The organism is Pseudomonas entomophila (assembly GCF_013523125.1).
GTDB lineage: Bacteria > Pseudomonadota > Gammaproteobacteria > Pseudomonadales > Pseudomonadaceae > Aquipseudomonas > Aquipseudomonas entomophila_B.
This window is the reverse complement of sequence record NZ_JAAMQJ010000014.1, coordinates 50817-66256: the sequence shown is the minus strand read 5'-3', so window position 1 is coordinate 66256 and position 15440 is coordinate 50817. Positions and strand designations below refer to the sequence as shown.

Below are 15440 nucleotides of genomic sequence, written 5' to 3'. Positions count from 1 at the left end.
AACAGATGGCGTTCTTCACCGCAGCCAGCAAGGCCGACTTCCAGCGACAACTGCAAGCGGCCCTGGCGCAGCACATCAGCGAACAGGCCCTGCCTCAAGTGACCCTGTTCGCCGAGCAGTTCTTCGGCATCATCCCCCTCGAAGAGCTGACCCAGCGCAGGCTGTCCGACCTGATCGGCTCGACCTTGTCGGCCTGGCGAATCATCGAGCGATTCGACCCCCGGCAGCCTCAAGTACGCGTCTACAACCCCGATTACGAGCGCCATGGCTGGCAGTCGACCCACACCGTGGTCGAAGTGCTGCATGACGACCTGCCGTTTCTCGTCGACTCCGTGCGGACCGAGCTGAACCGTCGCGGCTACAGCATCCATACCTTGCAGACCACTGTCTTGAGCGTACGCCGCGGCGCGTCGGGCGAGCTGCTCGAGCTGCTGCCCAAGGCCAGCCAGGGCGAGGGCGTGACCCACGAATCGCTGATGTACCTGGAGATCGACCGTTGCGCCAACACTGCTGACCTCAGCGTACTGGCCCGTGAGATCGAGAAGGTCCTGGCCGAAGTGCGCATCGTGGTCGAAGACTTCGAGCCGATGAAGGGCAAGGTCCGCGACCTGCAGGCCCTGGTCGAGCAGAGCGCCTTCGCGCCTGCCGAAGCCGAGAAGACCGACGTGCAGGGCTTCCTGTCCTGGCTGCTGGACAACCACTTCACTTTCCTCGGCTACGAAGAGTTCGTGGTCGAGAGCGATGCCGCCGGCGGCCACCTGGCCTACGACCCGGACTCGTTCCTGGGCCTGACCCGCCTGCTGCGCACCGGCCTGAGCGCCGACGACCTGCGCATCGAGGACTACGCCGTCAACTACCTGCGCGAACCGCGCCTGCTGTCCTTCGCCAAGGCCTCGCAGCCCAGCCGCGTGCACCGTCCGGGCTACCCGGACTACGTGTCGATCCGCCAGATCGACGCCGACGGCAAGGTCGTCAAGGAATGCCGCTTCATGGGCCTGTACACCTCGTCGGTGTATGCCGAGAGCGTGCACACCATCCCGTACATCCGCAGCAAGGTCGCCGAAGTCGAGCGCCGCTCGCAGTTCGACCCCAAGGCGCACCTGGGCAAGGAATTGACCCAGGTCCTCGAGGTGCTGCCGCGCGATGACCTGTTCCAGACCCCGACCGACGAGCTGTTCAGCACCGTCATGTCGATCGTGCAGATCCAGGAACGCAACAAGATCCGCGTATTCCTGCGCAAGGACCCGTACGGGCGCTTCTGCTACTGCCTGGCCTACGTGCCACGCGAGATCTACTCCACCGAAGTGCGCCAGAAGATCCAGCAGGTCCTGATGGACCGGTTGCAGGCCACCGACTGCGAATTCTGGACCTTCTTCTCCGAGTCGGTCCTGGCGCGCGTGCAGCTGATCCTGCGCGTTGACCCGAAGAACCGCATCGAGATCGACCCGCAGCAACTGGAGCATGAAGTGGTCCAGGCCTGCCGGTCGTGGAACGACGACTACGCGGCGCTGGTGGTCGAGAGCTTCGGCGAAGGCAAGGGCACCAACGTGCTGGCCAGCTTCCCGAAAGGTTTCCCGGCCGGATACCGCGAGCGCTTCGCGCCGCACTCGGCGGTGGTCGACCTGCAGCACGTGGTGGCGTTGTCCGACGACAAGCCGCTGGCCATGAGCTTCTACCAACCGCTGACCCAGGCCGGCGAACGCCAGCTGCACTGCAAGCTGTATCACGCCGACACGCCCCTGGCGCTGTCGGACGTGTTGCCGATCCTCGAGAACCTTGGCCTGCGCGTGCTCGGCGAGTTCCCGTACCGCCTGCGCCATGCCAATGGCCGTGAGTACTGGATCCACGACTTCGCCTTCACCTACAGCGAAGGCCTTAACCTGGACATCCAGCAGCTCAACGACACGCTGCAGGATGCGTTCATCCACATCGTCAACGGCGACGCCGAGAACGATGCCTTCAACCGTCTGGTGCTGACCGCCGGGCTGCCGTGGCGCGACGTGGCGCTGCTGCGTGCCTACGCGCGCTACCTCAAGCAGATCCGTCTGGGCTTCGACCTGGGGTACATCGCCAGCACCCTGAACAACCACACCGACATCGCCCGCGAGCTGACCCGGTTGTTCAAGACCCGCTTCTACCTGGCGCGCAAGCTGACCCAGGACGACCTCGAGGACAAGCAGCAGCGCCTGGAGCAGGCCATCGTCACCGCCCTGGACGACGTCCAGGTGCTCAACGAAGACCGCATCCTGCGTCGCTACCTGGACCTGATCAAGGCCACGCTGCGCACCAACTTCTACCAACCCGACGCCAATGGCCAGCCCAAGGGCTACTTCAGCTTCAAGTTCAACCCGCGCGCCATTCCCGAGCTGCCCAAGCCGGTGCCGAAGTTCGAGATCTTCGTCTACTCGCCACGGGTCGAGGGCGTGCACCTGCGCTTCGGCAACGTGGCCCGAGGCGGCCTGCGCTGGTCCGATCGCGAAGAAGACTTCCGTACCGAAGTGCTCGGCCTGGTCAAGGCCCAGCAGGTGAAGAACTCGGTCATCGTGCCGGTGGGCGCCAAGGGCGGCTTCCTGCCGCGGCGCCTACCTCTGGGTGGCAGCCGCGACGACATCCAGGCCGAAGGCATCGCCTGCTACCGGATCTTCATCTCGGGCTTGCTGGACATCACCGACAACCTGCGCGAAGGCGAGGTGGTGCCACCGGCCAACGTGGTGCGCCACGACGATGACGACCCCTACCTGGTGGTGGCGGCGGACAAGGGCACCGCGACCTTCTCCGACATCGCCAACGGCATCGCCATCGACTACGGCTTCTGGCTGGGCGATGCCTTCGCCTCCGGCGGCTCGGCGGGCTACGACCACAAGAAGATGGGCATCACCGCCCGTGGCGCCTGGGTCGGCGTGCAGCGGCACTTCCGCGAGCGCGGCATCAACGTCCAGGAAGACCCGGTCACCGTGATCGGCATCGGCGACATGGCCGGCGACGTGTTCGGCAACGGCCTGCTGATGTCCGACAAGCTCAAGCTGGTGGCGGCCTTCAACCACCTGCACATCTTCATCGACCCGAACCCGGACCCGGCGCGCAGCTTCGCCGAGCGTCAGCGCCTGTTCGACCTGCCGCGTTCGGCTTGGACCGACTACGACAGCAGCCTGATCTCCGAAGGCGGCGGGATCTTCCCGCGCAGCGCCAAGAGCATCGGCATCACCGCGCAGATGAAAGAGCGCTTCGCCATCGACGCCGACCGACTGACCCCGACCGAGCTGCTGCATGCCTTGCTCAAGGCCCCGGTGGACCTGCTCTGGAACGGCGGTATCGGCACCTACGTCAAGTCCAGCCGCGAAAGCCATGCCGATGTCGGCGACAAGGCCAACGACGCACTGCGCGTGGACGGCAGCGAACTGCGCTGCAAGGTGGTGGGCGAGGGCGGCAACCTGGGCATGACCCAGCTCGGCCGGGTCGAGTTCGGCCTGCACGGCGGTGCCACCAATACCGACTTCATCGACAACGCCGGTGGCGTGGACTGTTCCGACCACGAAGTCAACATCAAGATCCTGCTCAACGAAGTGCTGCAGGCTGGTGACATGACCGAGAAGCAGCGCAACCAGCTGCTGGGCAGCATGACCGAGGAAGTCGGCACGCTGGTGCTGGGCAACAACTACAAACAGACCCAGGCGCTGTCGCTCGCCGCGCGCCGGGCTCGTGAGCGCATCGCCGAGTACAAGCGCCTGATGGCCGACCTGGAGGCGCGTGGCAAGCTCGACCGCGCCATCGAGTTCCTGCCCACCGAAGAGCAGTTGGCCGAGCGCCTGGCCGCCGGTCAAGGGTTGACCCGTGCCGAGCTGTCGGTGCTGATCTCGTACAGCAAGATCGACCTCAAGGAGCAGCTGCTCAAGTCCCAGGTTCCGGACGACGACTACCTGACCCGCGACATGGAGACCGCATTCCCACCGTCGCTGGTGCACACGTACGCCGCGGCGATGCGTCGTCACCGTCTCAAGCGCGAGATCGTCAGCACCCAGATCGCCAACGACCTGGTCAACAACATGGGCATCACCTTCGTCCAGCGGTTGAAGGAGTCCACCGGCGCCAGCCCGGCCAACGTTGCCGGCGCCTACGTGACGGTGCGTGACGTGTTCCACCTGCCGCACTGGTTCCGCCAGATCGAAGCGTTGGACTATCAGGTGCCGGCCGAGATCCAGCTGACCCTGATGGACGAGCTGATGCGCCTGGGCCGTCGGGCCACGCGCTGGTTCCTGCGCAACCGTCGCGGCGAGCAGGATGCCGGCCGTGACGTGGCGCACTTCGGGCCGATCATCGCGCGCCTGGGCCTGAAGCTCGACGAACTGCTCGAAGGGCCGACCCGCGAACGCTGGCAGGTGCGCTACCAGAGCTTCGTCAAGGCCGGCGTGCCGGAGCTGCTGGCGCGCATGGTGGCCGGTACCACGCACCTGTACGCGCTGCTGCCGATCATCGAAGCCTCCGACGTCACCGGGCACGACCCGGCGCAGGTGGCCCAGGCGTTCTTCGCCGTGGCCAGCTCGCTGGACCTGACCTGGTACCTGCAGGAGATCGGCAACCTGCCGGTGGAGAACAACTGGCAGGCCCTGGCCCGCGAAGCGTTCCGCGACGATATCGACCTGCAGCAGCGCGCGATCACCATCTCGGTGCTGAAAATGGCCGATGCCCCGCAGGACATGGACGAGCGTGTGGCGCTCTGGTGTGAGCAGCATCGGCCGATGGTCGAACGCTGGAAGGCCATGCTCGAGGACCTGCGCAATGCCAGCGGCAACGATTACGCCATGTACGCGGTGGCCAACCGTGAGCTGGTGGATCTGGCGTTGAGCGGGCAGGGGCAGTAAGCAGGAGGCCAATGAAGGGAAGAGGCCTGCGCGGGTGTGTGCGGGTCTTCTTTCACTCTGAAGCGGGTAAAGCTTGGGGCCGCCACGCGGCCCCTGGACTTTCTAACACAACCTATCTGTGAACTCTTGCCCCACCCTCACTTGAACCGCCGCTCCACCCCTTTCTCCACCAGGATCTTCGCCGAAATCTCCTCGACCGAAAAATGCGTCGAATTGATGTGCGCGATGTTCTCCCGTCGGAACAGGCTTTCCACTTCCCGCACCTCGAACTCGCACTGGGCGAAGCTCGAGTACCGGCTGTTGGGCTTGCGCTCGTGGCGGATCGCGGTCAGTCGGTCGGGGTCGATGGTCAGGCCGAACAGCTTGTGCTGGTATTTCTTCAGCACCGTCGGCAACTGCAGGCGCTCCATGTCGTCCTCGGTCAGCGGGTAGTTGGCCGCGCGGATGCCGAACTGCATGGCCATGTACAGGCAGGTCGGGGTCTTGCCACAACGGGACACACCCACCAGAATCAGGTCCGCCTTGTCGTAGTAGTGAGTACGGGCGCCATCGTCGTTGTCCAGGGCGAAGTTCACCGCCTCGATGCGCTCCATGTAGTTGGAGTTGCCGCCGATGGAGTGCGACTTGCCCACCGAATACGACGAGTGCGCGGTCAGTTCCTGCTCCAGGGGCGAGAGGAAGGTCGAGAAGATGTCGATCATGAAGCCGTTGGACGTGGCCAGGACCTCACGAATGTCCTGGTTGACGATGGTGTCGAAGATGATCGGTCGGACCCCATCGCGCTCGGCGGCGGCGTTGATCTGCTGGACCATGGCCCGTGCCTTGTCGAGGGTATCGATGTACGGGCGGGTGAATTTGTTGAAGGGAATGGTATCGAACTGGGCCAGCAGGCTCTGACCCAGGGTCTCGGCCGTGATGCCGGTGCCGTCGGAAATAAAGAATGCGGTTCGCTTCATGGGCACCCTGGACCTTGGCTGATGACGCGCGTGGGATATGATAAGTTCGTTTTGTCGTATGCAGCGGTCGACAGTTTCACTTATTTTCCAGGTCAGGACTACACAGGCTCGGCCCCGCCTTCGTCGAGGCTCGAGCACATCCCGCTTTTCCAAAACAATCAGTGGAGAGATCACCTTGGTAGAGTACGTAGTTTCCCTCGATAAGCTCGGCGTCCATGATGTGGAGCACGTAGGGGGCAAGAACGCCTCCCTGGGCGAGATGATCAGCAACCTCGCCGGGGCCGGTGTCTCGGTGCCAGGCGGCTTCGCCACTACGGCTCAGGCCTACCGCGACTTCCTCGAGCAGAGTGGCCTGAACGATCGTATCCACGCCGCCCTCGATGCCCTGGACGTCGACGACATCAATGCCCTGACCCAGACCGGCGCGCAGATCCGCCAGTGGGTCATGGACGCCGAGTTCCCGCCACGCCTGGACGCCGAGATCCGCAGCGCCTTCGCCGAGATGGCCGGCGGCAACGACAACATGGCCGTGGCCGTGCGCTCCTCGGCCACCGCCGAAGACCTGCCGGACGCCTCCTTCGCCGGCCAGCAGGAGACCTTCCTCAACATCCGTGGCGTCGACAACGTCATCCGCGCCGCCAAGGAAGTCTTCGCCTCGCTGTTCAACGACCGCGCCATCGCCTACCGTGTGCACCAGGGCTTCGACCACAAGCTGGTGGCCCTGTCCGCCGGCGTGCAACGCATGGTCCGCTCGGAAACCGGCACCGCCGGCGTGATGTTCACCCTCGACACCGAGTCGGGCTTCCGTGACGTGGTGTTCATCACCGGCGCCTACGGCCTGGGCGAAACCGTGGTCCAGGGTGCGGTCAACCCGGATGAATTCTACGTGCACAAGGCCACCCTGCAGGCCGGTCGCCCGGCGATCCTGCGCCGCAACCTGGGCAGCAAGGCCATCAAGATGATCTACGGCGACGAAGCCAAGGCCGGTCGTTCGGTCAAGACCGTCGACGTCGATCGCGCCGAGCGCGCCCGGTTCTGCCTGAGCGATGCCGAAGTCGCCGAGCTGGCCAAACAGGCGATGATCATCGAGCAGCATTACCAGCGGCCGATGGACATCGAATGGGCCAAGGACGGCGACGATGGTCAGCTGTACATCGTCCAGGCGCGCCCCGAGACGGTGAAGAGCCGCGCCAGCGCCAACGTCATGGAGCGCTACCTGCTCAAGGAGAAGGGCACCGTGCTGGTCGAAGGCCGGGCCATCGGCCAGCGCATCGGCGCCGGCAAGGTGCGGGTGATCAAGGACGTGTCGGAGATGGACAAGGTCCAGCCCGGCGACGTGCTGGTCTCGGACATGACCGACCCGGACTGGGAGCCGGTGATGAAGCGCGCCAGCGCCATCGTCACCAACCGCGGCGGGCGCACCTGCCATGCGGCGATCATCGCCCGCGAGCTGGGCATCCCGGCGGTGGTGGGCTGCGGCAACGCCACCCAGCTGCTCAAGGACGGCCAGGGTGTGACCGTGTCCTGCGCCGAAGGCGACACCGGCTACATCTTCGAAGGCGAACTGGGCTTCGACATCAAGCAGAACTCGGTCGATGCCATGCCCGAGCTGCCGTTCAAGATCATGATGAACGTCGGCAACCCGGACCGTGCCTTCGACTTCGCCCAGCTGCCCAACGCCGGGGTCGGCCTGGCGCGTCTGGAATTCATCATCAACCGCATGATCGGCGTGCACCCCAAGGCGCTGTTGAACTACGCCGGCCTGCCGCCGGAGCTCAAGGACAGCGTCGACAAGCGCATCGCCGGCTACGACGACCCGGTGGGCTTCTACGTCGAGAAACTGGTCGAGGGCATCAGCACCCTGGCTGCGGCGTTCTACCCGAAAAAAGTCATCGTGCGCCTGTCGGACTTCAAGTCCAACGAATACGCCAACCTGATCGGCGGCAAGCTGTACGAGCCGGAAGAAGAAAACCCGATGCTGGGCTTCCGCGGTGCCTCGCGCTACATCAGCGAATCGTTCCGTGACTGCTTCGAACTCGAGTGCCGTGCCCTGAAGCGCGTGCGCAACGAGATGGGCCTGACCAACGTCGAGATCATGGTGCCGTTCGTGCGTACCCTGGGCGAGGCCAGCCAGGTCGTCGACCTGCTCGCCGAAAACGGCCTGGCCCGTGGCGACAACGGTCTGCGCGTGATCATGATGTGCGAGCTGCCATCCAATGCCCTGCTGGCCGACGAGTTCCTCGAGTACTTCGACGGCTTCTCGATCGGCTCCAACGACCTGACCCAGTTGACCCTGGGCCTGGACCGCGATTCGGGTATCATTGCGCACCTGTTCGACGAGCGTAACCCGGCGGTGAAGAAGCTGCTGGCCAATGCCATCGCCGCCTGCAACAAGGCCGGCAAGTACATCGGCATCTGCGGTCAGGGGCCTTCGGACCACCCGGACCTGGCCAAGTGGCTGATGGAGCAGGGCATCGAAAGCGTGTCGCTGAACCCGGACTCGGTGCTCGAGACCTGGTTCTTCCTGGCAGAAAACCAGGGCGCCGTGTGATGCGATGAGGCGCGGACGTGCCTGGCACGTCCGTGTGTGGATTGTCCAGGGCGAGGCTCAGCGATGAGTCTTGCCCTTTTTCGTACAAGTACCCTATGCAAAGCAGCAGTACCCTGTTTCCCGTGGCGTTGCTCAGTGCCGAGCGACGCGGCGACCTCAGCGAAGACATCTACCGCATCAAGGCCGGCACCGGGTCGGACCCGTCGGTCGAGCTGGCCGTAACCCGCCTGGGCCTGGCCAGTGAAGCACAGGCGAGCGGCGTGCCGGTGATCCTGCTGCACGGCAGCTTCTCCAACCGACGCTTCTGGTTCTCGCCCAAGGGTGTCGGCCTGGGCGCGTTCCTGGTTCGCGCCGGGTTCGATGTCTGGATCCCCGAGATGCGCGGCCATGGTTTGTCGCCGCGCAACCGTCAGTGGCGCGATAACCGCGTGGCGGACTACGCCCGTGAAGACCTGCCGGCGATCGCCGCCTTCGTCCAGGAGCAGTCCGGGCAAGTGCCGCACTGGGTGGCCCACTCCCTGGGTGGCATCACCCTGGCAGCCGCCCTGGGCGGTGGACACCTGTCCGCCAGCCAAGTGGCCAGCGCCGCGCTGTTTGGCACCCAGGTCAGCCATTTTTCCTGGGCGTTGAAGGTGCCGCTGGTGGAGTGGTTCGCCCGTCGCGTACTCAAGCGCTATGGGCAGGTGTCGGGGCCGCGTCTGAAGCGCGGACCTGAAGACGAGCCGGTAGGGCTGGCCATCGAGGTGATGCGCTGGCATGGGCTGTTCGGCCGCTTCGGCGAGGGCAAGCACGACTGGTGGGCAGGCCTGGCGCAGGTCGAGGTGCCGGTGCTGGCGGTGACCAGTCGCACCGATACCCAGGACCCGGCCTGGGCCTGCCAGGCCTTGTTCGACCAGCTGGGCAGCACGCGCAAGCGCTTCCTGTGCCTGGGGCAGGAGCCTGGCTTCGCGGCCTTGGGGCATGTCGAGATGCTGGTGAGTAAGGAGGCCCAGGTGCAGGTCTGGCCGCTGGTGCGTCAGTGGCTCGAGCGCCCGGACACACTCTTGCCCGAGCCTGTGGCGCCGCTGGGCGAGGCGGTGGCGGGCTGAACATCGATTTGACCCGGTGGCGAGCCTGACGGATGATCGCTCAGGCCCGCGCCGACGAGTGTCGGAGCGTTCCCTCGACAGCCCCGCGATTGAAAGGAGTGTGCCATGCAGCATTACCTGACGCCCGACCTGTGCGATGCCTACCCGGACCTGATCCAGGTGCTGGAACCCATGTTCAGCAACTTCGGGAGGCGCGACTCCTTCGGCGGGCCGATCGTCACCCTCAAGTGTTTCGAGGACAACTCCAAGGTCCGTGAGCAGGTCGAGCAGCCCGGCGAGGGCAGGGTGCTGGTCGTCGATGGCGGCGGTTCGCTGCGCCGTGCGTTGCTGGGCGACATGCTCGCTGCCAAGGCCGCCAGGAATGGCTGGGCAGGCCTGCTGATCTACGGTTGCGTGCGTGACGTGGATGCGCTGGCACAGACCGACGTCGGGGTGCAGGCGCTGGCCAGCCATCCGCTGGCGACCGAAAAGCGGGGCCTGGGTGACATCGATGTACCCGTCACGTTCGCGGGCGTGACGTTTCACCCCGGCCACTATCTGTACGCCGACAACAACGGCGTGATCGTATCCCCCAGCCCGTTGCGCATGCCGGAGTGACGTGCCGCGGGCGTCGTTGGAGCAGCAATGTTCGAGGAAGAAAACGCCCAGTGGGGCCTGGTGCATGCCCTGGTGCTCGATGGCCAGGGCGGCGCGCGTCCGATCGCCCGCACTGAACTGCACGGGCTGCACCTGCAGCCGGAAGAAAGCCTCTGGCTGCACTGGGACCGCGGTCACCCGCAGACCCGCGAATGGCTGCTGCGCGACAGTGGCGTGAGCGAGTTCGCCACCGAGCTGCTGCTGGAGGAGAACACCCGTCCGCGTCTGTTGCCGCAGGCGCAGGAACAGCTGCTGCTGTTCCTGCGCGGGGTCAACCTGAACCCAGGGGCCGAGCCGGAAGACATGGTGTCGGTGCGCATCTTCGCCGATGCACGCCGCGTCATTTCGCTGCGCCTGCGCCCTTTGCGCGCCAGCGACGAATTACTGCAGCAACTGGCCGAGGGGCGTGGGCCCAAGAGTGCCGCCGAGCTGCTGCTGGTGATGGGCGAGCTGTTGACCGACAAGGTCCAGGCGCTGATCGCCGATCTCAGCGAGCGGGTCGATGACGAAGAAGAGCGGGTCGACGCCGACGAGCGCTACACGCCGGCTCATGGCAGCCTGCAACAGATCCGCCGTCGGGCGGCTGCGCTGCGGCGTTTCCTGGCGCCGCAGCGTGACATCTATGCGCAGCTGGCCCGGCACAAGTGGAGCTGGTTCGCCGACAGCGACCTGGACTACTGGAACGAGCTGAGCAACAGCCTGATCCGCCACCTCGAGGAGCTCGAGCTGACCCGGGAGCGGGCGGCGCTGCTGCTGGAGAGCGAGGACCGTCGGCGCAGCGAGCGCATGAACATGACCATGTACCGCTTCGGCATCATCACCTGTATCTTCCTGCCGATGAGTTTTCTCACCGGCCTGCTGGGGATCAACGTTGGCGGCATCCCGGGGGCCGACAACCCGCACGGGTTCCTCTATGCCAGCCTGCTGGTGCTCGCCTTGGCCGTCGGTCAATGGTGGCTGTTCCGCAAGCTGCGCTGGACCGAACCATGACCGACGGGTCCTGCGCGGCAGCGTATGGAGGAGGCGCGACGGCATCGTTCGACACATTTAGCCACCTGGCGGGTGTGACCGATGCCCCGGCAGCCTCGTCTTTGACTCACATTGCGCGAGGTGCCCATGCACGATCCGTTTGAAGAATCCCTGCGCGACCTGCTCAAGGCGTCGCCGTCCGGCAAGGACCGAGACGACGCCGCCTGCCTGGGTCGTGTTCTCAAAACCGCCAACCGTCAGGTCGGTGCGGGCGATCTGTTCTCGCTGCTGGGCCGTTGCGTCCAGGGCCTGATGATCGCCATCAACAATGGCTCGGCGCATGTCGCGCCGGTGCGTCGCACTCCTGCCGCTGGCAACGCTGATAAGGCCGACTGAATATGGAACTCGATCTGTGGACCCAGAGCCTGGTCACTGCCATGACCGCTCTTTGGACCAAGGTGGCTAACTTCATCCCCAACCTGTTCGGTGCGCTGGTCGTGGTGCTGCTGGGCTTCGTCGTCGCCAAGCTGCTCGACACCCTGTTGTCCAAGCTGCTGGCCAAGCTCGGCCTGGATCGCCTGATGAGTGGTACCGGCTTGACCAAGATGCTCGGCCGGGTCGGCATCCAGGTGCCGATCTCGACCCTGATCGGCAAGATCGTCTACTGGTTCGTGCTGCTCATCTTCCTGGTCTCGGCCGCCGAGTCGCTGGGCCTGGAGCGCGTTTCCTCGACCCTGGACATGCTGGCGCTGTACCTGCCGAAGGTCTTCGGCGCCGCCATCGTGCTGCTGGCCGGTGTCCTGTTGGCACAACTGGTCAACGGCCTGACGCGTGGCGCAGCCGAAGGCATCGGGCTGGAGTACGCCGCCGGCGTCGGACGCATCGCCCAGGGGCTGGTGATCCTGATCAGCATTTCGGTGGCGATCAGCCAGCTGGAGGTCAAGACCGACCTGCTCAACCATGTCATCGTCATCGGTTTGATTACCGTTGGTCTGGCCGTTGCCCTGGCCATGGGCCTGGGCAGCCGTGAGATCGCCGGTCAGATCATGGCCGGGATCTACGTGCGCGAACTGTTCCAGGTCGGGCAAGAGGTGCGGATTGGCGAGGTCGAAGGGCAGATCGAGGAGATCGGCACGGTCAAGACCACGCTGCTGACCGACGAGGGGGAGCTGGTCTCGGTGTCCAACCGCGAGCTGCTCGAGCGACACGTCAGTCGCCGCTGACCGTCGAAAAGCTGTTACTGTATGCCGCCGCGAAAACGGGCCCCTGGGCCGCGCGGCGACATTGTCCTGACTGTCGGCCAGATTCGTGTTGAATAAAGCTCATCCGCTGCCCATGCGCTATGACCCCCACGCACTCTCCGACGAGGAGCTGGTGGCGCGTTCGCATGAGGAGCTGTTTCACGTGACCCGCGCCTATGAAGAACTCATGCGGCGTTACCAGCGCACCCTGTTCAACGTCTGCGCGCGTTATCTCGGGAACGACCGGGACGCCGACGATGTCTGTCAGGAAGTGATGCTGAAAGTGCTGTACGGCCTGAAGAATTTCGAGGGGAAATCGAAGTTCAAGACCTGGCTCTACAGCATCACCTACAACGAGTGCATCACCCAGTACCGAAAGGAGCGCCGCAAGCGCCGGCTGATGGATGCCTTGAGCTTGGACCCTCTCGAAGAGGCCTCCGAGGACAAGGCGCCGAAGGCCGAGGAAAAGGGCGGGCTGGACCGCTGGTTGGTCCACGTCAACCCGATCGACAGGGAAATTCTGGTGCTGCGCTTCGTTGCAGAACTGGAATTCCAGGAAATCGCAGATATCATGCACATGGGCTTGAGCGCGACGAAGATGCGGTACAAGCGCGCACTCGACAAATTAAGGGAAAAATTTGCGGGTGGGGCTGAAACTTAGTCGCGTGCAGGGTTCTCTAACGCACCGGCGAGTCTGCTAGACTGGCCACCAAGCCGTTCTACTGCTGCAGGGTAGGCGGCTTAACTATCACCAGATGGGGATTTAACGGATGAAACTGAAAAACACCTTGGGCTTGGCCATTGGTTCGCTCGTAGCCGCCACTTCGATTGGCGCTATGGCACAAGGCCAAGGCGCCGTCGAAACTGAAATCTTCTACAAGAAAGAATTCTTCGACAGCCAGCGCGACTTCAAAAACGACGGCAACCTGTTCGGTGGTTCGGTCGGCTACTTCCTGACCGACGACGTTGAACTGCGTCTGGGTTACGACGAAGTCCACAACGCTCGTGGCGACGACGGCAAGAACATCAAGGGCTCCAACACTGCCCTGGACGCCGTTTACCACTTCAACAACCCGTACGACGCCATCCGTCCGTACGTGTCGGCTGGTTTCTCGCACCAGAGCCTGGGTCAGACCGGCCGTGGCGGTCGTGACCACTCCACCTTCGCCAACCTGGGTGCAGGTGCCAAGTGGTACATCACCGACATGTTCTACGCCCGTGCAGGCGTTGAAGCTCAGTACAACATCGACCAGGGTGACACCGAGTGGGCACCAAGCGTCGGCGTCGGCCTGAACTTCGGTGGCAGCCCGAAAACCGCTGAATCGGCTCCTGTTGCGCCAGCGCCAGTCGCTGACGTCTGCACCGACAGCGACAACGACGGCGTGTGCGACAACGTCGACAAGTGCCCGGACACCCCGGCCAACGTCACCGTTGATGCCGATGGCTGCCCAGCCGTTGCCGAAGTCGTTCGTGTTGAGCTGGACGTCAAGTTCGACTTCGACAAGTCGGTCGTGAAGCCAAACAGCTACGGCGACATCAAGAACCTGGCTGACTTCATGAAGCAGTACCCACAGACCACCACCACCGTGGAAGGTCACACTGACTCCGTCGGTCCAGACGCTTACAACCAGAAGCTGTCCGAGCGTCGTGCCAACGCTGTCAAGCAAGTGCTGACCCAGCAGTACGGCGTAGAGTCCAGCCGTGTTGATTCGGTTGGCTACGGCGAAAGCCGTCCGGTTGCTGACAACGCTACCGAAGAAGGCCGTGCTGTCAACCGTCGCGTTGAAGCTCAGGTCGAAGCTCAAGCCAAGTAATTGGTCTGATGCTTGACGAAAAACCCGGCTCCGGCCGGGTTTTTCCGTTTCTGACGCCGGTGCAAGGCCGCGTCTCGCTTTCGGTGGTACAACCACTCCCGCCTCGTTGAGTGCGGGCGTCTCGGCGGAAAGCCTGTGTCCGTTCAGCCGTGTTCACGCCCCGTGGGCACCGAAGATGACCGTCACGCGCGCAGATACCCTGTCGCCCACGCCAGGGGCTGGCTATAATCGCCCTCTCACTCACGTCGAGTCTTGCCTGCCCATGTATAACCTGGCCCGCCAGCTGCTGTTCAAGCTTTCCCCGGAAACCTCCCACGACCTGTCTCTGGACCTCATCGGGGCCGGTGGCCGCCTGGGGCTCAATGGCAAGCTGTGCAAGCAGCCTTCGGCCTTGCCGGTTACGGTGATGGGCCTGGACTTCCCCAACCCGGTCGGGTTGGCGGCAGGGCTGGACAAGAACGGCGCAGCCATCGACGGGTTCGGCCAGCTGGGCTTCGGCTTCGTCGAAATCGGCACCGTCACGCCACGGCCACAGCCGGGCAACTCCAAGCCGCGTCTGTTCCGTCTGCCCGAGGCCACGGCGATCATCAACCGCATGGGCTTCAACAACCTGGGCGTCGATCACCTGCTGGCCCGCGTGCGCGCGGCGCAGTTCAGCGGCGTCCTGGGCATCAACATCGGCAAGAACGCCGACACACCGGTCGAGCGTGCGGTCGACGATTACCTGATCGGTCTGAGCAAGGTCTACGCCGACGCCAGCTACATCACCGTCAACGTCAGCTCGCCCAACACACCGGGCCTTCGCACCTTGCAGTTCGGCGACTCGCTCAAACAACTGCTCGAGGCCTTGGCGACACGCCGCGAGCAACTGGCGCAGACGCATGGCCGCCGTGTGCCGCTGGCCATCAAGATTGCCCCGGACATGACCGACGAAGAGACCGCGCTGGTCGCTGCGACATTGCTTGAAACGGGCATGGATGCGGTCATCGCCACCAACACCACCCTGGGCCGTGAAGGCGTCGAAGGCTTGCCGTTCGCAGGCGAAGCAGGAGGGCTGTCCGGCGCGCCGGTGCTGTACAAGAGTACGCACACGGTCAAGGTGCTGGCGGGTGAACTGGCAGGCAAGATGCCGATCATCGCGGCTGGCGGCATCACCGAAGGGCGGCACGCCGCGGAAAAGATCGCGGCCGGTGCCAGCCTGGTGCAGATCTATTCAGGTTTCATCTACAAAGGCCCGTCGCTGATTCGCGAGTCGGTGGACGCGATCGCTGCGCTGCGTCGCTGATCGTCGCCCATGAAAAAGGGCCCCTGCAAGGGGCCCCTCGG

The 15440-nt window shown here is 64.4% G+C and carries 11 protein-coding genes; 10 read left to right on the top strand and 1 reads right to left on the bottom strand.

Annotation, left to right across the window (positions count from 1 at the left end; all coding sequences use genetic code 11):
* The first annotated feature begins 5 nt into the window (after positions 1 to 5).
* Complete coding sequence (locus G7007_RS09925; RefSeq protein WP_181101315.1) at positions 6 to 4859, top strand: NAD-glutamate dehydrogenase; 4854 nt, start codon at positions 6 to 8, stop codon at positions 4857 to 4859.
* A gap of 137 nt (positions 4860 to 4996) precedes the next feature.
* On the opposite strand, the gene ppsR is transcribed toward G7007_RS09925, so the two are convergent.
* Positions 4997 to 5815 carry a posphoenolpyruvate synthetase regulatory kinase/phosphorylase PpsR gene (gene ppsR, locus G7007_RS09920; protein ID WP_181101313.1) on the bottom strand — a complete coding sequence of 273 codons (819 nt, stop codon included), beginning with the start codon at positions 5813 to 5815 and terminating at the stop codon, positions 4997 to 4999.
* A 175-nt stretch (positions 5816 to 5990) separates the two neighbouring features.
* Between ppsR and ppsA the strand changes: the two genes are divergently transcribed.
* From ppsA to G7007_RS09875, 9 genes are all read left to right on the top strand, one after another.
* On the top strand, positions 5991 to 8366 hold the full coding sequence (ppsA, locus tag G7007_RS09915; RefSeq protein WP_181101312.1) for a phosphoenolpyruvate synthase: 2376 nt from the start codon (positions 5991 to 5993) through the stop codon (positions 8364 to 8366).
* A 95-nt stretch (positions 8367 to 8461) separates the two neighbouring features.
* Positions 8462 to 9454 carry an alpha/beta fold hydrolase gene (locus G7007_RS09910; RefSeq protein WP_181101310.1) on the top strand — a complete coding sequence of 331 codons (993 nt, stop codon included), beginning with the start codon at positions 8462 to 8464 and terminating at the stop codon, positions 9452 to 9454.
* Positions 9455 to 9559: 105 nt separating this feature from the next.
* Positions 9560 to 10051: a ribonuclease E activity regulator RraA gene (gene rraA, locus G7007_RS09905; RefSeq protein WP_181101308.1), complete on the top strand. Its 492-nt coding sequence runs from the start codon at positions 9560 to 9562 to the stop codon at positions 10049 to 10051.
* A gap of 27 nt (positions 10052 to 10078) precedes the next feature.
* On the top strand, positions 10079 to 11080 hold the full coding sequence (locus tag G7007_RS09900; protein ID WP_181101306.1) for a zinc transporter ZntB: 1002 nt from the start codon (positions 10079 to 10081) through the stop codon (positions 11078 to 11080).
* A 126-nt stretch (positions 11081 to 11206) separates the two neighbouring features.
* Entirely contained in the window at positions 11207 to 11455 is a 249-nt protein-coding gene (locus G7007_RS09895; RefSeq protein WP_060394271.1) for a hypothetical protein, read from the top strand.
* Between the two features lie 2 nt (positions 11456 to 11457).
* A complete protein-coding gene (locus G7007_RS09890; RefSeq protein ID WP_060394270.1) occupies positions 11458 to 12282 on the top strand; it encodes a mechanosensitive ion channel family protein in 825 nt (274 codons plus the stop codon).
* A gap of 88 nt (positions 12283 to 12370) precedes the next feature.
* A complete protein-coding gene (sigX, locus tag G7007_RS09885) occupies positions 12371 to 12961 on the top strand; it encodes an RNA polymerase sigma factor SigX (RefSeq protein WP_181093700.1) in 591 nt (196 codons plus the stop codon).
* Positions 12962 to 13070: 109 nt separating this feature from the next.
* On the top strand, positions 13071 to 14114 hold the full coding sequence (locus G7007_RS09880) for an OmpA family protein (RefSeq protein WP_181101305.1): 1044 nt from the start codon (positions 13071 to 13073) through the stop codon (positions 14112 to 14114).
* Between the two features lie 262 nt (positions 14115 to 14376).
* Complete coding sequence (locus tag G7007_RS09875; protein WP_181101303.1) at positions 14377 to 15399, top strand: quinone-dependent dihydroorotate dehydrogenase; 1023 nt, start codon at positions 14377 to 14379, stop codon at positions 15397 to 15399.
* Positions 15400 to 15440 lie beyond the last annotated feature (41 nt).